Genomic DNA, 20,372 nt, shown 5'->3' with positions numbered 1-20,372 from the left:
GACATGGCCGAAGCGGCCGGGCGCCAGCGTGAAGCCGTGGACATGGTCTCCACCGCGTTCCATGAAATGGTCGCCACTGCCAACGAAGTCGCGCGCTCCTGCAGCCAGGCCGCCGAGTCGGCCGACAGTGGCCAGCGCCAGGCGCGAGAAGGTCAGCAGCAGATCGATGCGGCGGTGACCAGCGTCGATCGACTGAGCCAGGAAATCGAACAATCGGCCCAGTCGATGCAACAGCTGGAACGCGACAGCAATGACATTCAGTCGATTCTCGGAACCATTCGTTCGATCGCCGAACAGACCAACCTGCTGGCACTGAACGCTGCCATCGAGGCTGCACGGGCCGGTGAACAAGGTCGCGGTTTTGCAGTGGTGGCGGACGAAGTGCGGGCGCTGGCCAAACGCACGGCCGATTCCACGGCGGAGATCGACGGCCTGCTCGGCAACCTTGCCAAGCGCACCAGCCAGGTCACTCAGCAGATGCACGCGAGCCTGGAAGTGTCCCAGCAGTCGGTGACCCGCATCGGCGAGGCGCGCAGCAGCTTCGGGCAGATTCGTGAATCGGTGGACGTGATCCGCGACATGAATACCCAGATCGCCACGGCAGCAGAACAACAGCACCAGGTGGCGGAAGACATCAACCGGCACATCAGCCAGATTCATGGCGATGCGCAGTTGGTGGCGGAACTGGCGAACTCGGCGCGGCTGGATTCCCAGAGCCTGGCCGGATTGTCGAATGAACTGGACGGGTTGGTTCGTCGTTTCAGAACCTGATCCAAAATCGCTTATAACTGTGGCGAGGGAGCTTGCTCCCGTCGGCTGCGAAGCAGTCGTGAAAATTGGAAAATGCGGACCATCCTGAGACTCCGCGTGGACTGATCTGGGACCGCTTCGCGCTCCAGCGGGAGCAAGCTCCCTCGCCACAATTACTGTCGAAACAATTCCCCGGGGGTAAACCCGAACAACCCTTTGAACGCCGCTATAAACGCCGACGTCGAGTCGTACCCACAAGACAACGCGGCATTCGTCACGCTGTCACCCTCCTCCAGCACATTCAACGACGACAGCAGTCGCATCCGCTGACGCCAGCCGCGAAAACTCAACCCGGTTTCACGCTGAAACAGGCGCATCAGGGTTTTTTCCGACGTGCCCAGTCGCTGCGCCCATTCCTGCAAGGTCACAGTCCGCTCAGGACTTTCGATCAGCTCATTGCACAGACCCAGCAAGCGCTCATGACGCGGCAACGGCAGCGAGAAACCGACTTCGGGCAGATTCGCCAACTGGTCCAGCAACACACTCACCAACCGTGCTTCCGGGCTGTCGCCCTGTGGATATTCCACGGGCAGCAGGCAAAAACTCTTGATCAACTCCCGGGCCAGCGGCGTCACCTCCAACACCCGACAGCGATCGTCCGCCCAAGGGCAATCCTCTCGGCGCACATAAAGACTGCGCATCTCGGCGCGCATCGAGGTCACGACCTGATGGTCGACATCCGCCGGAATCCAGATCCCCCACTGCGGCGGCGCAAAGAAACTGCCCTCGGCGGTGTGCACGCCGAGAACGCCGCTGATCGCGTAGGAAAATTGCACCCAGTCATGGCGATGAGACGAGGTCCACGAACCGGCGTTGAGGCTTTCCGCCCGCGCGTACAGGGGGCGCGGCAGTAAAGTCAGTGCGGGAATTGTCCGTTCGAGGGAGAGTTGTCCGTTAGTCGGCATTGATGAGCCTTGTGTTGCAAGGTTGCTAAAGAGTCGACGTTAGGCCAAGCCACTCCCGCATTCAACACCGCTGATCCCCCGTGGGGCGAGCAGGCTTGCTCCCACAGGTCTTGATTCAACGCTCAACTATTGCGGTGACACCCTGCCCGCCAGCCGCACAAATCGAGATCAGCCCTCGCCCCTTGCCTGCGGCGTCGAGCAGCTTGGCCAGGCTGGCCACAATACGTCCGCCGGTAGCCGCAAACGGATGCCCCGCCGCCAGTGAACTGCCTTTGACGTTGAGCCGGCTGCGGTCGATGGAGCCCAGTGGCGCGTCGAGGCCGAGGCGGGTTTTGCAGTACTCGGGGTCTTCCCAGGCCTTCAAGGTGCAGAGCACTTGCGCGGCGAACGCTTCGTGGATTTCGTAGTAATCGAAGTCCTGCAAGGTCAGGCCATTGCGCGCCAGGAGGCGTGGCACCGCGTAGACCGGCGCCATCAACAGCCCTTCGGCGCCGTTGACGAAATCCACCGCCGCCGCTTCGCCATCGCGTAAATACGCAAGGATCGGCAAGCCGCGCTCCTTCGCCCATTCTTCACTGCCCAACAGCACCAGCGACGCGCCGTCGGTGAGCGGCGTCGAATTGCCGGCGGTCAGCGTGCCTTTGGCGCTTTTCTCGAAGGCGGGTTTGAGCGAAGCGAGTTTTTCCAGGGTCAGGTCCGGGCGCAGGTTGTTATCGCGGGTCAGGCCCAGGAACGGCGTCATCAGGTCGTTGTGCCAGCCTTCGGTATATGACGCCGCCATTTTCTGGTGACTCTCCAGCGCCAGTTGATCCTGCTCCGCGCGCGGAATGTTCCAGGTCTGCGCCATCAACTCGCAGTGCTCGCCCATCGACAGGCCCGTGCGTGGCTCGCCGTTGCGGGGAAATTCCGGAATGAGATGCCCGGGGCGCAGTTGCAAAAAGGTTTTCAGTTTGTCGGCGGTGGTTTTCGCGCGGTTGGCCTGCAGGAGGATTTTGCGCAAACCTTCGTTGATGCCGATCGGCGCGTCGGACGTGGTATCGACGCCGCCGGCAATACCGCACTCGATCTGGCCCAGGGCGATTTTATTGGCCACCAGCAACGCCGCTTCCAGACCGGTGCCACACGCTTGCTGAATGTCATAGGCCGGGGTGGTCGGTGACAGCCGTGAGCCGAGCACGCATTCGCGGGTCAGGTTGAAGTCCCGGGAATGCTTGAGCACCGCACCCGCCGCCACTTCGCCCATGCGCAGACCGTGCAGGTTGAAACGCTCGATCAGGCCTTCGAGCGCTGCGGTGAGCATCGCCTGGTTACTCGCGGTGGCGTACGGCCCGTTGGAGCGGGCGAAGGGAATCCGGTTACCACCGATAATCGCGACGCGGCGCAGTTGAGTCATGAAAAGCTCCTGATGAACAATTTAAAAAACACTGCAACTCCCACAGGGTCTGCGTGTTCCTGAAAACCTCCGCAATGTCCAAGCGTAGGCCTTATCTCGTGAATCGAACGACTGATTGCCATTCGTGGTCCACACTTTGAACCCCAGCTACTGGAGCGCGTTCCATGTCTGATCGCTATATCGACTTCGCCAATTCATCCATCGGCCACCGTCTGGTCGGGGCCCTGGGTCTGCCGACGCCGGTTCGGCTGGAACGCTGGCAGGCAGGTCGACTGCGCCCTGTCGAAGGGGCGCTGCTGATCGGCGGCGGGCCGCTGGCGCAGAATGTCAGCGCTTTCGCCAACCGCCTGACCGATGCAATTTACAGCTACGACAGCGAACCCTCGATCGCCACCGCGTGGATTCCCGGTCACGGCCCGAAGCTGAAGGCAGTGGTGTTCGACGCCAGTCATCTGATGCATACCGATCAGCTCAAACAGCTGCGCGAGTTCTTCCAGCCACTGATGAAAAACCTCGAGGACTCCGCGCACCTGGTCATTCTCGGGCGCGCACCGCAGACGTTGAGCGATCCGTTTGCTGCCAGCGCTCAGCGTGCCCTGGAAGGTTTCAGTCGTTCGCTGGCCAAGGAACTGCGCAGTGGCGGCACTTTGCAATTGATTCACGTCGGCGAAGGTGCCGAGGATCAACTGGAAGGCCCGTTGCGGTTTTTCCTTTCGCCAAAAAGCGCGTTCGTCTCCGGACAAGTGATTCACCTGAGCCCCTGCACCACGCCGGTGACGGACTGGACGCGTCCGTTGTCGGGGCGCAAGGCTCTCGTCACCGGCGCCGCACGCGGCATAGGTGCATCGATTGCCGAAACCCTGGCCCGTGACGGCGCCGACGTGATCCTGCTCGACGTGCCCGCGGCAAAAACCGATCTCGACGCCCTCGCCGCACGCCTCGGCGGGCGCAGCATTACCCTGGACATCTGCGCGGAAGACGCCGGCACGCAGTTGATCGAGCAACTGCCTGACGGCGTCGACATTGTGGTGCACAACGCCGGTATCACCCGCGATAAAACCCTGGCCAACATGACCCCGGAATTCTGGGATGCAGTGCTCGCGGTCAACCTCAATGCCCCACAGGTGTTGACCAAGGCCTTGCTCGACAGTGGCACCCTGCGCGACAACGGCCGGGTGATTTTGCTGGCGTCCATCAGCGGCATCGCCGGCAATCGCGGGCAAACCAATTACGCGGCGAGCAAGGCCGGGTTGATTGGGCTGGCCCAAGCCTGGGCGCCGCTGCTCAACGAACGCGGCATCAGCATCAACGCGGTGGCGCCGGGGTTCATCGAGACGCAAATGACTGCGCACATTCCGTTCGGCCTGCGTGAAGCGGGCCGGCGCATGAGTTCGCTGGGCCAGGGCGGCCTGCCGCAAGACGTCGCCGAAGCGGTGGCGTGGCTGGCGCAACCGGGCACCGGCGCGTTCACCGGGCAAGCGCTGCGCGTCTGCGGACAAAGTGTTTTGGGGGCTTAGCGATGATTACCGATTGGCACACGCTCAACCGCGAACCAAGCCTGCCCGGGTTGTATGTGCAGGCCGCGACGCGACGCAAGATCACCGGCTCCACGTTGCCCGATTCGGGTTTGCGTTGCTGGGTCGATGTCGATCCGAAACGTCTGGCGGCTTATCGCAACGTCTGCGGGTTTGCCGACAACGGTTTGTTGCCGCCGACGTATCCCCACATCCTGGCGTTCGCGTTGCAGATGCAACTGCTGACTGACAAGAATTTCCCGTTCCCGCTGCTGGGGTTGATTCACCTGAGCAACCGCATTCGCGTCTTGCGGCCCATGGGCGGCGTGAACCGTGTCCGCATCAGCGTGCAGGTGCAGAATCTGCAACCCCATGCGAAGGGCGCGACGTTCGATCTGCTGACCACGCTCGATGATCAGCTGGGGGTGTTGTGGGAAGCTGAAAGCCAGATGCTCTGTCGCGGCGTAAAACTCGAAGGTGAGCCGGTCGAGGAAGTGCTGATCTCGACACTAGCGCTGACTGAGGTCACCCACTGGAAAGCGCCGGCGGACATTGGCCGGCAATACGCCAAAGTGTCCGGCGATTACAACCCGATCCACCTCAGTGCTGCGAGCGCCAAGCTGTTCGGCTTCCCGACCGCCATTGCCCATGGATTGTGGAACAAGGCGAGGACACTCGCGGCGCTAAACGATCATTTACCGACCGCCAACGTCGAGATTGCCGTGCAGTTTCGCAAGCCGGTGCGGTTGCCCGCGGAGGTGACGTTGCTCGCCAGTGCGGCGGGGTCCAGTGGCGATTTTCAGCTGGCGGGTGCCGGGGGTCTGGAACATATGGTCGGACATTGGCGGCCGGTTGCCTGACCCTCGTCCGCCAAATCCGTAGGACAAAGCCCTGCATCCGGTAAAAAACGTCCGTTTTTGCTGAATGATTCTATGCTGACATTACATAGTGATAGTCAGGGTAGACGCACTCATGAAAACAAGCCTCCCCCGCAAGCGAAAAAGTGCCATGGCCAGCACGGAGCTGAACCGGCAACTGGCCCGGATTCCCGTCGTACTGAATTTCAAAGTCGCCACCGACGCCACCGCCCGTTCGAGCGTGCAATTTTGAGTTCCGGGGACAAGCTGTTCGGGCGCCTGCTCAACCGCCATCCGCCACCGCCACCGGAATCCTCCAGCGCCCGGAGTGTAGCGGGTGTCGGCCTGCAGATGCGCCTGGACGCCGAAGGCCGGGTAGTTCATCTGGCCGGCCCACTGCGCCATGGCCTGGCCCAACAGCACCCTGCCGCGCAGGCGCCGCTTCTACACGATTTCCTCATGCCGCACAGCAGCCTCGCCATCGCAGGCACGCCGGCCGACTGGCAAGGACAAAGTCTGGACCTGGACTTCTACAGCCTCAGCGGACAACCCCTGCACCTGCGCGGCTGGGTGCAGCCGTTGGCCGATGCCTGGCTGTTGCAGTTGCTGGACATCGGCGACTTGTTGCACGAACGCCGGCAAGCGCGCAGCCGCGAACACTGCCAATTGCTCGCGACACAGATCGGCGACCAGTTGCGCCTGTGCAGCCTGACGCGCCTGCCCGAAGTACTGGTAGAGCAACTGCAACACCTGGCGCAGCATTTTCAGATTCCGTGTCTGGCCGTGGCGTTGCTGGATGAACAGGAAGACGGCTGGCAGATCCACCAGCATTACACGGCCTTCGATGCCCCCCCACTGTGGCAAAACGGTCAGCGCCTGGGCACCGGGCTCGACAGTTTGAACGGCTCTGCCCCTCAGCATTTGACCCACGGCGAGCACCCGCGCCTGCACAGCCTCTTTGGCAGTACCGATGGGTTTGCGGTGCCCTATCACAATGCGCAAGGCGTGGTCGCGTGGTTGCTCTGTGGCTTCTACCCGGCGCAGCAACGTGCACCCGACGTCGCCGAACGTGATTGGCTGCAGCTCGTCGCCGCGCTCGCCGGGCCATTGCTGGAACGCTTGCGCGAGCATCAGCACCATCTGCAACTGGAACGACTGGAATCGTTGCAAGCCCTGCTCGGCTCCGGTTGGCTGGAAATTTTCAGCGACAGTGCCGAGGTGCAGTTGGCGCCGTCGCTGGTCAGCCCCCTGAATCTGATCAGCCAACGCATACCCTTGCGCGACTGGCTTGAGCATATCCACCCCGCCGACCGCGAAGAGCTGCGCAGTCGCCTGCAAGACTTGCAGGATGACGGCACGCCTTTATTGCTCTGCGTGCGCCTGCATCACCCCGAGACGCCAACCTGGTATCGCCTGCAAGGCCAAGCCATGGGCGTCGGCAAAGACCGGCGGTTGGTGGGCTTCATGCTCGACATCAGCGACATTAAAAATCAGCAAAAGGACGCCGCAGTGGCCCAGAGCGCGAAAATGGCCGCCCTCGGCGAAATGGCCACAAGCTTGGCGCATGAAATCAACCAGCCGTTGAACGTGATGCAGATGGCCATCGTCAGTGTGCTCCAGCGCTTGAGCAACGGAGAGGTACAGGTCGACTATCTGACCGACAAACTCAACCGCATCAATGCCCAGGTCCAGCGTGCGGCGCGGTTGGTGGACCACATGCGGGTGTTCGGCCGGCGCTCGGAGGTCGAACAGCATCCGTTCAATCCGGTTGAGGCCATCGAGGGCACGCTGTCGCTGCTGGCTGAAGGCTTGCGGGGCAAAGGCGTCGAGCTCAGGGTCAGCGAAATCGGTTTCGAGGTTCAGGTGCGGGGTTACGTCGATCAGTTGGAACAGGTGCTGATCAACCTGATGGTCAACGCACAGGACGCAGTGCTGAGCAAATGCGAAGCGGATCGGGCTTTCAAGCCGTGGATTTCGGTGCACGCCGAGCGTGACGAACAGTCAGTGCGACTGTGGGTCGAGGACAACGGCGGCGGTATCGATCCGCGATTACTGGAGCGGATCTTCGAACCGTTTTTCACCACCAAGCCGGTGGGCGTGGGCACCGGGCTGGGGTTGTCGGTGAGCCACGGTATCGTCGAGAACATGGGTGGAATACTGCGCACGAGCAACTCGGCCGAGGGCGCGCGATTCTGTATTGAGCTGCCAATTGTCGTGCACGCCCCGAGCACACGATAGGCTTTGCCTTTCTGTCCGCCAACCGGCTCTCCCCTGACAACAAAAATCCCCTTGTGGCGAGGGAGCTTGCTCCCGCTGGGCTGCGTAGCGGCCCAAAAAATCGGACAACCATTGCCGATTTTTGTGAGCGCTACGCACTCAAGCGGGAGCAAGCTCCCTCGCCACAAATGCGCTCCCGGTGTTTATTTGGGTGGGTAGTTGGCCAGTATCCGGCCGACCGTTTCACGTATCGCCGTGCTGCGATCCGACGGGTTCGGTGAGCGGCTGAGGATTTGTTCGTCACTGCCGCGCCACACCAGTTTGCCGTCCTTGCCGTCGAGCAGGTCGATCTGAATGATTGCCACTTTGTAGCTGATGTTGCGGGTTTCGTTGTACATCGGCCCGCCCCAGTAGCCATTCCACGGGTTACCCCACGCGCCGCCGTAGTTGGTGGTCACTTGTTGCTGACGGTCTTCGACGATCAGGTAGGTTTGCACGCTCAAATCACCCTGTTTGCCCGCAGCGGCCGGGCGCAGGCCACGCTGATCCAGCTGATCGGCCACCGATTGGCGAATGCGCTGTTCGGTCAGGTCGCTTTTGATCCGTGGGTCATCGGGGCGATATTGCAGGGCGGGGTCTTTCCAGCTCCAGCTGCGATAGGCGGCGAAGTCGCGGCTGGCGTCGAAGTCATGATTGACCTGGTTGGCGGCGCAGGCGCTCAGGAGCGCGGCCACTGCCAGTAAAGCGAGACGGCGGAACATGATGATTCTCCGATTGAAGACATGAACCTGCGGAACGCTTCCTGATTGCAGAAGCTAACTGGGAGGATACGCCGACATGGCCTTTTCCACAGCCTCCCGTATGGCATCGGCGCGGGCGCTCTGGCTGCCCTTGTTGGCGGTTTCGGCGCTCGCGCTCCACACCGGTTGACCGCTTTGCGCATCGAACAGGTCCACCCTCACGACCACGACCTGTTCCGAATACGTGCGAACGATCGGCACCGTGTTGTACATGCCATAACCGCTGCCGTGGTGGTTGTAACCGCCATAGCCGCCGTAATAACCATAGTCGTCCCGGACCTGACGCAAGCGGGTTTCCAGATGCAGATTGGCACTGACAAACAAGTCCGCCGGGCGATTGTCATGCAGCGGCCGCAAACCGCGCTGATCGAGGGCATTGCTCACGGCCTCGGCGACTTGCGCCGAATCCGCCCAGGCCGACCCCGCGGGCATGCGCCCGTTGAGCCACGCCCAGCTGCGGTAGCGACCGTAGTCACGCGGCGCAGCCGGGTAGGCGCTGCGATCGAAGGTGTTGGCCGCCTCGGGTGGCGCCGGCGGCAACGGTTTGGAACTTGCCACATAGGGATTGGTGCCCTGGCAGGCAGCCAACCCGAGACAGATCACCAGTAACCCTGAACGACGTTTCATTTCGCGCTCCGATCAGACCGGCCGACAGATCCAGTGCAAGTAGCGCCCAAGCCCGGCAAAACTTGGGTGACGACGGTGGGCCAGTTCCATTTCCAGCAAGTCCACGAGTTCGGCGCGGGCCTGGAACTCCACCGGCATGTAGTCGTGAAAAACACGCACCCCGCTCTGGGTTTCGACCTGCCACAGGCCTTCAAGTTGCGCCGCCAATTCACGCGGATCAAGCGGCTGCTGTGGGGTCAGGCTCTGCTTTTCACCCGCCATGTCGTTCTTGCGCATTTTGCGGAAGTGCCCCTTGAGCAGGTTGCGATAGATCAGCGCATCGCGGTTGTAGAAGGCCAGAGACAACCAGCCATCCTGCTTGGTCAATTGATGCAGTACCGGCAGGATTGCATGGGGTTCCGCCAGCCATTCCAGCACCGCGTGGCACAGGACCAGATCGTAGGGCTCGGTGAGTTGGCCGAGCAAATCCTGCCACGGCGCCTGAATGAAAGTAGCCGTCTGGCCGGCGTCGGCAAAACGCTGGCGGGCGCCTTCCAGCATCGGCTCGGCGGGCTCTGCCAGCGTCACGTCATGACCGCGCTGGGCCAGCCACAACGACATGTGGCCCAGGCCGGCGCCGATGTCGAGCACACGCAGCGGACGGTCAGGCAGGGTTTCGGCCAGGTCGGCCTGAAGCACCGCCAGGCGGATCGCGCCCTTGGCGCCGCCGTAGATCTTTTCGGCGAAACGGGTTGCCAGTTGATCGAAATGACGGTCACTCATCAGCTGAACCTCCGTTCACTGTCCGCCAGTTTGCTGCGCACCACTTCATTCATGTCCAGCCCCAACTCGCTGCACAGCAGCAGTAGATAGAGCACGATGTCACCGACCTCCTGCCCGGCATGGGCCAGTTTGTCCGCCGGCAACTGGCGTGACTGGTCTTCGCTCAGCCACTGGAAGATTTCCACCAGTTCGGACATTTCCACGCTCGCGGCCATGGCCAGGTTTTTCGGGCTGTGAAATTGCCGCCAGTCATTGCGGTCACGGATGGCGTGCAGGCGTTCGGTCAGTTCAACAAGGTTCATCGGGCTCTCCTGAAGGCGTATAGCTTCGGGGGGATGACTGAGGAAGGCAAGCATCTCGGTAAGGCGCGTTTCTTTGCTCCATAATCAAAAATATCGCAGCCTCCGGCAGCTCCTACAGGGAACTCGCCACCGCGTTCAATGGCCCAAGGCTCAACCACTTACATCAGGACGTTAACGACATGCAGGTAGAAAGTTTTTTCGAATGGCTCGGCCAGGCAATCGGTTCAGTCATCCGCTTTATCGTTGACGCCCTCAGCGGCCTGTTCAATCTGTTGAGCCATGCCGGCAGCAATTTTGTCGAAGGATTGTCCCGCGCGCTGGGCATGGACACATCGATCATCAGCATCATTGCGTTGATCCTGGGGCTGATGCTGTTGTGGTCGGCGATCCGGGCGTTCATGAATGCGTCGGTCATCATGGGGATCATCTGGTTGCTGCTGGGGTTGTGGTTGCTTAGCTGGATAATCCACTAGCCCTCGCACAAAACACTGTGGCGAGGGAGCTTGCTCCCGCTCGACTGCGAAGCAGTCGTAAATCAGCCAGCGCGGTGTGTCTGCATACACTCGAAGTCGGGGGTTGGGGCCGCTTCGCGACCCAGCGGGGCAAGCTCCCTCGCCACAATTGATGCTGCGGATTCGCATGTATCGCTACAATGCCGGCTCTCCAAGGAGCCTGCATGTCCAACCTGATTGCCGACTGGCGCGACCGCCCGACCCATCGCCGGGTCTGGGCACTCGCCGCGCCCATGATCCTCTCGAACATTTCCGTGCCGCTGGTGGCGCTGGTCGACAGCACGGTCATCGGCCACTTGCCTCACGCCCATCAACTGGGCGCTGTCGCGGTCGGGGCCAGCCTGTATACCTTTCTCGCCTGGGCCATGGGCTTTCTGCGCATGGGCTCCACCGGTTTTGCCGCCCAGGCCGCCGGACGCGGGGATGGCGCAGCGTTGCGGCAGATTCTGTTGCAGGGGCTGTTGCTGGCCATGGTTCTGGCCATTGCATTGGGGGCGGTGGGCATCCCGTTGAGCGGAGTCGCGTTGCACTTCATGCAACCCTCGGCAGAGCTGGACCAACTGACCCGCGAATTCTTTCACACGCGGTTGTTCGGCCTCCCGGCCGCGCTGGCCAGTTATGCGCTGGTCGGCTGGTTCCTCGGCACGCAAAACGCCCGGGCACCACTGGCGATTCTGCTGAGCACCAACCTGGTCAACATTGCGCTGAACCTGTGGTTCGTCCTCGGCCTGGATTGGGGCGTGGTCGGTTCGGCCCGGGCTTCGGTAATCGCCGAATGGACCGGCGCGCTGATCGGCCTGCTGATGACCCGCAAGGCCCTGCGCGCCTACCCCGGCCACATCGCCTGGGCCGCACTGGCGCTGTGGCAGAGTTGGCGACCGTTGTTGGCGGTCAATCGCGACATATTCATCCGCAGCCTGTTGCTGCAATCAGTGTTTTTCCTGATCACCGTACAGGGCGCACGACTGGGTGACGCCACCGTCGCGGCCAACGCCTTGTTGCTCAACGGGCTGCTGCTGACCGCCCATGCGCTCGATGGCCTGGCCCACGCGGTGGAAGCGTTGTGCGGACATGCCATTGGCGCTCGCGACCGTGATGCCCTGCGCCGCTCACTGGTCGTTGCCTGTGGCTGGTCGTTGTTGGCGAGCCTGGGGTTTGCCGTGCTGTTTCTGTTCGCCGGGCACTTGTTCATCGAGATGCAGACTGACATTCAGAGCGTGCGCGATACGGCGTTCATCTACCTGCCCTACCTCGCCGCCCTGCCCTTGATCGCGGTCTGGAGCTACTTGCTCGACGGGCTGTTCATCGGCGCCACCCGCGCTCGGGAAATGCGCAACGGCATGCTGTTGACCGTGATTCTACTTTTGCCGTTTGGCTGGGCGTTGCAAGGTTTGGGCAACCACGGACTGTGGATAACCTTCCTGTTGTTCATGGTGCTGCGCAGCCTGACCCTTGGTGTGATTGCCTGGTTTCTGCGCAACAACGACGGCTGGTTCAGCGGCCGGGCTCACTGACCCGGCGTCGCCTTCACGAACGCGGCGACCTGCTCCAGCACCGGCGCCAGACCGCGCATCGGTCGTGACAGGGTCGCTACCAGCGTGGCGTGGCCGGGACGCGAGAAGTACAGGTCCTGCACCGGTACGCCCGCCTCGCGCAGCTTGCGCGCCAGGCCGCCGGTGTTGCGCGCCGGGTTGACCAGCTCATCGTCCGTCGCGGCCATCAACAAGGCTGGCGGCGAGCCACGACTGACGTGATTGATCGGCTGCGACTGCGGCGGTGAATCCGGCCAGAAAAATACCGGGCGTACGTCCGGATTCTTGATCGGCAAAAAATCATACGGTCCCGCCAGACCGATCCAGCCGCTGAGATTGTGCGGCGACAGGCCTACCGCGCCGAGCAGGTCGGGGTCCAGCGCCAACATCGCAGCGTTGTACGCCCCGGAACTGTGGCCCATCAGATATAGCCGCTGCGGACTCCCGGAAAACTGCCGAATGTGTTCGTGTGTCCAGGCAACCGCTTTTGCGCCATCTTCCAGGAACAGCGGATAACGCACCTGCGGATATAACCGATAGTCTGCCAGCACCGCGACAATCCCCCGAGACGCCAAAGCCTCGCCGACAAACCCGTAATCGCTGCGGGACCCGCTGTTCCAGCTGCCGCCATAGAAAAACACCACAACAGGGGCGTTCGCCACGGGATGACTCGGCACGTACACATCGAGTTTTTGCCGCGGATCAGCACCGTAGGCGATGCCCTCGGTCTTGTCGAAACTCCCGTCGGGCGTCAGGGCATTGAGCAATTTCAGTGGCGAGCACGCCGTCATCGCCAACAGCAGACACCCGCCCATTGCCAGGCAGAACAGTCGCCGCAGAGTGCTCGTCATTAATGCCGTACCTCGTATTCAGGGTTGATCGTTCTGCCACCGAATGCGCAGGCTATCGAGGCGTTCCTGCTGGGTCAGCCCCGATAATGGCGGCACCAGCGAAGCGCGGGGGTACTGCAAGCGTAGCCATAGCCAGCCATCGAGTACCGGCCGTTCGCTGAAACCCAGCGCCAGCCCTTCCTGCACATGGGACCACAAGCGGCGGTAATCGGTCCCGGTGGATTGGCTCCAGTGCCAGGCATGCTGTTCCAGCAGGCAGGTTTGCAGGGTTTCCCGCTGACGGGGGCTGAGGCTTTCTTCGACCGCCAGCGGGCTCACGGCGAGCCCCGGGTTGAACAACTGCTGCCAGCCCTGACTGCCGATCGCTCGATCGGCCCACGTCCCGCCGAACCAGTGCAACTGACTGATCGGTCCCAGCCAGCGACTCAGCTCGCGGGCATCACAGGCGTCGAAGAAGTAACTGGCCGTGTTCGGATTGTAATAACTCAACAAGGCTCGATGGTGCAGCCCGCAAGTCACGATGAGCATGCGGCGTAAATGCGCCAGCAATCGCGATGACGACACCTCGCTGACAATCAGCAAGCCACGCAAGGCCTGCGTATCGCTGTAGCACAACTCGGCCAGCGCCGGGCACGTTCGAAGGTCGACCAGCGCCGGGCCGTCTTCACGCAACGCCTGCAGTTCGGTGCCCTCGAACAGCCAGAACCGCTGGGCCTGCGAGAATACCTGTTGCAGTGTTGCGCTCGCCTGAGTCGCACTCGGGACGTCCAGCAACAGCCATTGCGGGGTTGCGCCAATCATGCAGCACCGCTCTGGCCAAACAGCGTCGCCGCCCGACAGGTGCAAAGCGCCTGCGAGCAGTGGCTGAAGCTGCCGCCGCCGGGTAACAGACACAACAGCACCAAGGGTTCACCCGAGCGCAGCAGTTCCAGCAAACCGTCATGGAGTGAGCTGGCCTCTGGCGGGCTGGGTTCCTCGACCGCCTCGACCCGCGACGGCGTATGAAGAAACCCGCAAATCAGCGGCTGATCCGGATCGCCCTCGATAAAGCTCACCACCACCTCGGTGCCCTCGCTCAGCAGCGAGACGCTCGGATCCTCCAGCTCAGCGGCCAGCGGTAGCCAACAATGGCTGGGGGCCGCGCCTTCGCCCTGATAGAGCCAGTCGAACTGCACGGCCACTGGCCGAGAGGGATCCGGCCGAGGTTCATCGACATCGACCACCCAGGCTCGTTGCAGGCTGTGCATCCGCGGTTTCACCGCACAGGGAGGCGGGACGAAGGAGGTGGCTCCATGAAGCGCACGGATCCGATTACTGTAGGGAGCCACTGGATCCTGACTCCCCTGATGTTCGACATGGGTCAGCAGCCACAAATGATTCCAGTCGGCAACCGGGTGGCCGGACAACGGCATCAACTGACCACTGCGCAACGTCGGCAAGTCTGTACGACCTTCCACACCCGGCACGGTACGCTGCCCCGCCTGAAGCTGAAACTGCCGCACCGCCGGTTGCTCGCCATCGACCTGGAACGGCGCGTTCGCAGCGGGACGGAAATGGCCACGACCATCACCAAACACCACGCAGTGCCCGCGTGCGTGATGCTCGAAGTGATAATGCAGGCACTCCTGGGCGCACAGGCGCTGGAGAAACTGCAAATCCGACTCCCGATACTGCGTGCAGAAATCACGGGGCGGGTAATCGCCACTCAGTTCGAAGCGTCGATCCTTACCCGTGATGCCGTGCTCCTTGAGCACCTGGCTGAGAATCTCGGGCACCGAGACGTCGTTGAAAATGCGTCGACTGAAACGCTGGGAAAGGCAAGCCAGCCTGGGCCTCAGACGCACATGGCAAAGCCTGACTGTCGGGCCATGGTCACGCTGGACGAGTTCATGCAACAGACCATGCACCGTGCTGCCCTCCGGCCCGAAATGTAAAGCGGCCGGGCGGTACAGCAAGCTCGCAAGGTCGAGCGTCGGGTCATCGATCAGCAGGTCCATATCGAACACAAAGGGCTCGCTGATCGCTTCTCTACCGGTAAAGGCCAGAACTTCGAAAGGGTCGGGCAGACCGGCTACGTCCAGACGAAATGAAGGTTCGTTGACTGGATCGAACATCGGCGATTCTCTACAGGAGGGGCGGCCGGGGATTCTCGCCGAGAGCCATGGCTGAGTAGAGTGCCGAAGTACAACTTAGGAAATGGCCTACGCGAAAAGAAGACCATATGGCTTTGATAGCCGGGAGTGTGGGCAATTTCGCGGGGAAATAGAGAACCGCCGCACCAGGTCATCCGAAATTTCCGCAGCGTGCGGAACAATTTCAGACAACCTGATGAGCGCGGCGACTTACCTCAAGAAGACAGGTAAGACGAACGGGTCAGGCCCAGACGCAATGCGTCGAGGAACTGGGTACGTTCGGCGGCGGTGATGCGTGCACTGGCGCACTTGTCGCGGTAGTGAGTCATCAGCTCTTCCGGCGACAAATGCACGTAACGCAGCATGTCTTCGATGGTGTCGTGGGTTTCGATACCCGCGTGGTATACGCTGCCGTCGGCATTCTGGTAGATGTTCACCGAGTCGGTGTCGCCGAACAGGTTGTGCATGTCGCCCAGAATTTCCTGATAGGCGCCGACCAGGAAAATCCCCAGCAGGTAATCCTCGCCCTCGTTCAGTGCGTGCACTGGCAGGCTGGTCTCGATGCTCTGCTCGTCGACGTATTGCTTGATCTTGCCGTCGGAGTCGCAGGTCAGATCCTGCAATACGGCGCGACGCAGCGGTTCTTCGTCGAGACGGTGCAACGGCAGGATCGGCAGGACCTGGCCGATGGCCCACGTGTCCGGCAGGCTCTGGAACACCGAGAAGTTGCAGATGTACTTGTCGGCCAGCTTGTCGTTGAGTTCGTCGAGCACCTGACGGTGGGAACGCTGACGGGCCTTCAACGAGTTGTGCAGGCGACGGCACACGGCGAAGTAGCATTGCTCGGCCAGGGCTTTTTCCGCCAGGGTCAGCTTGCCGTCGGCGTACTGGGTGGCCACGTCGCTCATGTAGTGTGTGGCGCGCCAGTAGGTCTCGGTAACCATTTCGATGTCGGTCGGGCCGAGCAGGTCAACCAGCCACTGCACGGTTTCCGGCAGCGCTTCCTTGTTTTCGATCTGCGGCACGTCGTCGTTGTGTTTCTCGACGTCGGTGACTTGCACCACCAGCATGGCGTGGTGCGCGGTCAGTGAGCGGCCGCTTTCGGAGAAAATGTTCGGGTGCGGCAGGCTCTGCGCGTCGCAGAATTCCTTGAGCATCCCGACCACGACACCGGCGTAATCGTCCATGTCGTAGTTGATCGAGCTGGCGTTGCGCGAATGCGTGCCGTCGTAGTCGACGCCCAGACCGCCACCGACGTCGATGTGATCCACCGGCAGGCCGAGGTTGCGCAGTTCGCCGTAGTAACGAATCGCTTCCTTGAAGCCGTGCTGGTAGTCCGCCAGGTTGGCGATCTGCGAACCCATGTGGAAGTGCAGCAGACGAATGCCCTGGTCAAGGCCCGCCGCGCGGAAACGCTCGACCACCGACAGCAATTGCGCCGCCGACAGACCGAACTTGGATTTCTCGCCGCCAGTGTCTGCCCACTTGCTCGAGGCCAGGGACGACAGACGCACACGCAGGCCGACCTGCGGCTTGACCTTCAGCGAGGCGGCTTCTTCGATCACCAGTCCCACTTCGGATTCTTTCTCGATCACGATGAACACGTTGTGGCCCAGCTTCTGGCCCATCAGCGCCAGACGGATGAACTCGCGGTCCTTGTAACCATTGCAGACGATGGTCCCGCCCTTCGGCGCCAGCGCCAGTACCGCCAGCAGCTCTGGCTTGGAACCGGCTTCGAGGCCGATCGACACGTTTTGCGTGGCGATGATGTTCTCGATCACTGCTTCTTGCTGGTTGACCTTGATCGGGTACAGCGCGGTGTATTTGCTCTGGTATTCCAGGCGCTCGATGTTGGCGTCGAACGCGCCGGTCAGCTGACGCACGCGGTCTTGCAGAATGTCCGGGAAACGTACCAGCAACGGCAAGGACAGGCCGCTCTTGCGCAGCTGGTCGACTTGTTCGAACAGATCGATGGGCGAACTGGTCGGACCGTTCGGACGAACCTCGACGCGACCGGCATCATTGATCGCGAAATACCCGGCCCCCCAATGGCGAATCCCGTAAACACTGCGGCTGTCCGCAACTGTCCATTGGCTGCCATCGTCTTTGCGTGTGCGTCGTACGGACATTGAAGTCCCCTATAAAGAAGTCATAGAGCGTCGCCTGGGTTCAGGCCGGCGCAGTCTAAAGGATGAAAATGACGGTTCGTCAACGAGGGGATAGACCTCGCTGACCGCAGTGAGTTTAGAAACCGGTCAGAACAGGCTCTGTGAAAACCATGTAGGCGACGGCGGACCCGGGTTGAATCAGGCCCGGATCAAGCCGGGGGTGGTTTTCACAGAGGCTGCTAGCCGCCGGACTTCTTCGCCTTGAAACCGAGTTTGATCAGCTCGCCCAACAGCAGCTCGACATGATCGCCCTGGATTTCAATGATTCCGTCTTTCAACGCTCCACCGGTGCCACAGCGCTTCTTCAACGTGGTGGCCAGGTCCTTGAGCGCGTCTTCGGCCAGCGGCACGCCGGTGATGGTGGTCACCGTCTTGCCGCCACGCCCCTTGCTTTCGCGACGCACGCGAGCGATGCCGTCGCCGGCCGGGATAACGGTCTGTTTGCAGATACAGGCGTCCACCGGTTTACTGCATTCCGGGCAATGACGACCTGCGTCGGTGGAAAATACCAGGCCACCAAGGGCGGCGAAGGATGCGGCTTTTTTGGCCACCGGCAATCCTCTTGGGAGGACAAAGACTGGTCGCGGCACTTGGGCAAGTGCCATCGACCGCGAAGCCCCACTCAGGCAGGGGCAGCGCTACTGAACCGGTACAGCCCTGCGTAGGAGCTGGCGAGTGCAACGAGGCTGCGATCTTTTGATGTTGAATCAAAAGCAATGTCAAAAGATCGCAGCCTGCGGCAGCTCCTAAAAAAAGCAATGCCGGTTCAGCTTGAAAAGGTCGCGCAGTGTAACGGCAAAAACGCCGATTGCTAAGAGCCAATCGGCGCCAATTTATGCCTCTTATGCGACGTCTTCCCCGCGAGCCCGGAGATAGCGCTTCAAGGCGGCCAAAGAGTCCGGGCAATAAGGCTTTTGCTGGATTTCCAGCATGACCTGATCGACGGGAATAAAGCGCGCTTCGAGCACTTCCTCCGACTGCAGGATCAACGGGCCGTCCCACACCGCCGAAAACGCCGAACACCAGAGGCGATTACCAGTGTCTTCGAAGAAAAAATGGTCATGGGCGGTCAGTTCCACACCGCTCACACCGAGCTCTTCTTCCAGTTCACGGGCGGCCGATTCGGCGTAGGTTTCGGTGGCCAGCACCATGCCCCCTGCCGCCACATCCCAGTAACCGGGATAAATCGCCTTGCTCAACGTGCGCCGATGCACGCAGAGCTCTCCGACGGAATTGAACAGCATGATGTACGTGCCGCGGCCGATCAGCCCGCGCTCGCGCAGGTCGGAGCGAACCAGAGCGCCGAGCAGGTTGTCCTGCTCGTCGACCCAGGCGATCTGTTCGGCATCCGAGGCTGCGCGATGGGCGGCCTCTTTGGCGCTATCGACCATGACTCAGCCCTGATTGAGCAGTTGACGGAGATCGATCACCGCTGCGTTGGCCCGGGAGATGTAGTTGGCCATGACCAGTGAGTGGTTGGCCAGCACGCCAAAGCCGCTGCCGTTGAGGATCATCGGGCTCCAGACCGGCTCTTGCGAGGCTTCCAGCTCACGAATGATCTGGCGCACGCTGACCGTCGCGTTCTTTTTCGCCAGCACATCGGCGAAATCGACCTCGATGGCGCGCAGCAGATGGGACAACGCCCAGGCCTGGCCGCGAGCCTCGTAGAACACGTTATCGATTTGCATCCACGGTGTTTCGACGACTTCCTCGTCCACCTGTGGCACCTGACCCGGCGCGACCACTTCGGTTTTCAGCGCGGTGTTCAGTTTGACCCGGCCAACGCTGGCCGACAGACGTTGTGACAGCGAACCCAAGCGGGTGCCCACATCGCCCAGCCAGTTGTTGAGGTTGTCGGCGCGGGCATAGAACAGCGCGTTTTTCTGCGTCGGATCGGACAGGCGCGCCTGATAGCGGCTCAGGGAATTGATGCCTTCCAGGTACTCGGACTCACTGGACGGCAGCACCCAGCTTTTATTGTCGAAGTTGAAACGCGGCTCGGCTTTCGCCAGATCGGAGTCTTCGGCCGATTGCGATTGCGAACGGGCGAAGTCTTTACGCAACGCACGCGTCAGGTCGCGGACCTGGACCAGCACGCCATATTCCCAGCTCGGCGTGTTATCCATCCACAGGCCCGGCGGGAAACGATCGTTGGAAATGTAACCGCCCGGTTTGGTCAACAAGGTGTCGGCAACCGTCTTGAGGGTTTCGACCGTGGTGTAGCCGATGACCATCTGCTTGCCTTCTTTCTCGGCAGCCACCTGGGCATTCTGTTGAACCGGGAACAGCGCCGGCTCCTGGCTCCAGTACCAGCCAAGCGCAACGGCCACAATCAGGTAGAGGCCGATCAACGTGGCCAGCGCCCGGCTGAACAACAGGCCGCCGATGTAGCTGCGGGTGGCCGATTTCGGTTCGGCGGCACGTTCAGGCGCGCTGCCCGCGCGGTTCTTCCAGTCCAGCATGGCGATATCCTTTCAATCACTTGAGTTCATCGGTTCGACCACAACCATACAACAACGTGCCTTTGCCCGGCACCCGTCGTCAGGTTATCCGGGTAAATTACCGTCAGGTAGCGGTGAAAACCGTGTCCATGAACCCGAGCCGCCCTGCCCGTGTTAAACGCCAGTGACCTTCATTGAGATTGGCTGAACCTCCGCCGATAGAAAAAGATGCGCGATGCCCTTTCCGTCAGTTCTGCGCGGCGCCGTGTCCCCATCCACCGTCGCGATATAGTGACGCTGCGCCAGCGGCTCACCGGTTACGCTGTCCAGGAGGCGAAAGAGCCTTGGCGATCTTGTGGCCTGGGCGGGGGGATTTTGCATCAGCTCCATGATCGCAGGATCAAAGCTCCGCTCCGGCATGACCCAGTCAGCGTAATCGGCTTCAGGCCTGACCAACCACCACTCTCCCCGCTCGATCTGGTCAAGCACTTCGCTGTCAGTGTCGATCACCCTGTCGTTCGCCGCGCAGGGTCATGAAGGCGGGAGTTG

Annotated in this window: 20 protein-coding genes; 6 read left to right on the top strand and 14 right to left on the bottom strand. The window is 61.5% G+C overall.

The features are described from left to right. Nucleotides 1-3: 3 nt before the first annotated feature. Entirely contained in the window at nucleotides 4-771 is a 768-nt protein-coding gene (locus ACM6IQ_RS05510; RefSeq protein ID WP_390959830.1) for a methyl-accepting chemotaxis protein, read from the top strand. 152 nt (nucleotides 772-923) lie between these two features. On the opposite strand, the gene ACM6IQ_RS05505 is transcribed toward ACM6IQ_RS05510, so the two are convergent. Next, on the bottom strand, nucleotides 924-1,715 hold the full coding sequence (locus tag ACM6IQ_RS05505) for an AraC family transcriptional regulator (RefSeq protein WP_017336382.1): 792 nt from the start codon (nucleotides 1,713-1,715) through the stop codon (nucleotides 924-926). A 115-nt stretch (nucleotides 1,716-1,830) separates the two neighbouring features. Next, nucleotides 1,831-3,108, bottom strand: a complete 1,278-nt coding sequence (locus tag ACM6IQ_RS05500; protein WP_017336381.1) for an acetyl-CoA C-acetyltransferase — start codon at nucleotides 3,106-3,108, stop codon at nucleotides 1,831-1,833. A gap of 164 nt (nucleotides 3,109-3,272) precedes the next feature. Here ACM6IQ_RS05500 and ACM6IQ_RS05495 point away from each other — a divergent pair, with 164 nt between their 5' ends. From ACM6IQ_RS05495 to ACM6IQ_RS05485, 3 genes are all read left to right on the top strand, one after another. Next, nucleotides 3,273-4,625 (top strand): 3-oxoacyl-ACP reductase, encoded by a 1,353-nt coding sequence (locus ACM6IQ_RS05495; protein WP_414878222.1) that lies wholly within the window; start codon nucleotides 3,273-3,275, stop codon nucleotides 4,623-4,625. A 2-nt stretch (nucleotides 4,626-4,627) separates the two neighbouring features. Then, on the top strand, nucleotides 4,628-5,482 hold the full coding sequence (locus tag ACM6IQ_RS05490; protein ID WP_414878221.1) for a MaoC family dehydratase: 855 nt from the start codon (nucleotides 4,628-4,630) through the stop codon (nucleotides 5,480-5,482). 246 nt (nucleotides 5,483-5,728) lie between these two features. Beyond that, the gene (locus ACM6IQ_RS05485; RefSeq protein WP_414878220.1) at nucleotides 5,729-7,717 is read left to right on the top strand and encodes a sensor histidine kinase; all 1,989 of its coding nucleotides are present in this window, start codon (nucleotides 5,729-5,731) and stop codon (nucleotides 7,715-7,717) included. Between the two features lie 182 nt (nucleotides 7,718-7,899). Here ACM6IQ_RS05485 and ACM6IQ_RS05480 read toward each other — a convergent pair whose 3' ends face one another. From ACM6IQ_RS05480 to ACM6IQ_RS05465, 4 genes are read right to left on the bottom strand one after another with little or no spacing between them, the layout of a single operon-like run. Then, the gene (locus ACM6IQ_RS05480; RefSeq protein WP_017336361.1) at nucleotides 7,900-8,457 is read right to left on the bottom strand and encodes a DUF4136 domain-containing protein; all 558 of its coding nucleotides are present in this window, start codon (nucleotides 8,455-8,457) and stop codon (nucleotides 7,900-7,902) included. Nucleotides 8,458-8,511: 54 nt separating this feature from the next. Then, the gene (locus ACM6IQ_RS05475) at nucleotides 8,512-9,123 is read right to left on the bottom strand and encodes a DUF4136 domain-containing protein (protein WP_414878219.1); all 612 of its coding nucleotides are present in this window, start codon (nucleotides 9,121-9,123) and stop codon (nucleotides 8,512-8,514) included. A 12-nt stretch (nucleotides 9,124-9,135) separates the two neighbouring features. Then, nucleotides 9,136-9,885 (bottom strand): methyltransferase domain-containing protein, encoded by a 750-nt coding sequence (locus tag ACM6IQ_RS05470; RefSeq protein ID WP_017336359.1) that lies wholly within the window; start codon nucleotides 9,883-9,885, stop codon nucleotides 9,136-9,138. Next, nucleotides 9,885-10,187, bottom strand: a complete 303-nt coding sequence (locus ACM6IQ_RS05465) for a MazG-like family protein (RefSeq protein ID WP_017336358.1) — start codon at nucleotides 10,185-10,187, stop codon at nucleotides 9,885-9,887. Before ACM6IQ_RS05465 ends, ACM6IQ_RS05470 begins: the two co-directional genes overlap by 1 nt. 179 nt (nucleotides 10,188-10,366) lie before the next feature. Between ACM6IQ_RS05465 and ACM6IQ_RS05460 the strand changes: the two genes are divergently transcribed. Then, nucleotides 10,367-10,660: a hypothetical protein gene (locus ACM6IQ_RS05460; RefSeq protein ID WP_017336357.1), complete on the top strand. Its 294-nt coding sequence runs from the start codon at nucleotides 10,367-10,369 to the stop codon at nucleotides 10,658-10,660. Nucleotides 10,661-10,863: 203 nt separating this feature from the next. After that, a complete protein-coding gene (locus ACM6IQ_RS05455) occupies nucleotides 10,864-12,213 on the top strand; it encodes an MATE family efflux transporter (RefSeq protein WP_414878218.1) in 1,350 nt (449 codons plus the stop codon). Here ACM6IQ_RS05455 and ACM6IQ_RS05450 read toward each other — a convergent pair. The 8 genes from ACM6IQ_RS05450 to ACM6IQ_RS05415 all read right to left on the bottom strand — a co-directional run bounded on the left by ACM6IQ_RS05450 (nucleotide 12,207) and on the right by ACM6IQ_RS05415 (nucleotide 20,333). Then, the gene (locus ACM6IQ_RS05450; RefSeq protein ID WP_414878217.1) at nucleotides 12,207-13,082 is read right to left on the bottom strand and encodes an alpha/beta hydrolase; all 876 of its coding nucleotides are present in this window, start codon (nucleotides 13,080-13,082) and stop codon (nucleotides 12,207-12,209) included. The two genes, ACM6IQ_RS05455 and ACM6IQ_RS05450, sit on opposite strands and share 7 nt — an antisense overlap. An 18-nt stretch (nucleotides 13,083-13,100) precedes the next feature. Further along, nucleotides 13,101-13,883, bottom strand: a complete 783-nt coding sequence (locus tag ACM6IQ_RS05445; RefSeq protein ID WP_414878216.1) for a DUF4123 domain-containing protein — start codon at nucleotides 13,881-13,883, stop codon at nucleotides 13,101-13,103. Next, entirely contained in the window at nucleotides 13,880-15,196 is a 1,317-nt protein-coding gene (locus ACM6IQ_RS05440; protein ID WP_414878215.1) for a type VI secretion system Vgr family protein, read from the bottom strand. Before ACM6IQ_RS05440 ends, ACM6IQ_RS05445 begins: the two co-directional genes overlap by 4 nt. A 233-nt stretch (nucleotides 15,197-15,429) precedes the next feature. Continuing rightward, entirely contained in the window at nucleotides 15,430-17,343 is a 1,914-nt protein-coding gene (gene speA, locus ACM6IQ_RS05435; protein WP_017336352.1) for an arginine decarboxylase, read from the bottom strand. Nucleotides 17,344-17,561: 218 nt separating this feature from the next. Beyond that, complete coding sequence (locus ACM6IQ_RS05430; RefSeq protein ID WP_007947660.1) at nucleotides 17,562-17,933, bottom strand: translation initiation factor Sui1; 372 nt, start codon at nucleotides 17,931-17,933, stop codon at nucleotides 17,562-17,564. Nucleotides 17,934-18,224: 291 nt separating this feature from the next. Next, on the bottom strand, nucleotides 18,225-18,773 hold the full coding sequence (locus ACM6IQ_RS05425) for an NUDIX hydrolase (protein WP_414878214.1): 549 nt from the start codon (nucleotides 18,771-18,773) through the stop codon (nucleotides 18,225-18,227). 3 nt (nucleotides 18,774-18,776) lie between these two features. Then, nucleotides 18,777-19,844, bottom strand: a complete 1,068-nt coding sequence (locus tag ACM6IQ_RS05420) for a DUF2333 family protein (protein ID WP_017336350.1) — start codon at nucleotides 19,842-19,844, stop codon at nucleotides 18,777-18,779. Between the two features lie 153 nt (nucleotides 19,845-19,997). After that, complete coding sequence (locus ACM6IQ_RS05415) at nucleotides 19,998-20,333, bottom strand: hypothetical protein (protein ID WP_017336349.1); 336 nt, start codon at nucleotides 20,331-20,333, stop codon at nucleotides 19,998-20,000. Nucleotides 20,334-20,372: the final 39 nt, after the last annotated feature.

The sequence above is a fragment of the Pseudomonas sp. IT-P100 genome (genome assembly GCF_949767185.1).
GTDB classification, from domain to species: Bacteria; Pseudomonadota; Gammaproteobacteria; order Pseudomonadales; family Pseudomonadaceae; genus Aquipseudomonas; species Aquipseudomonas fluorescens_B.
The sequence above is the reverse complement of the archived record's forward strand: the minus strand, read 5'-3'. Positions and strand labels throughout refer to the sequence as shown.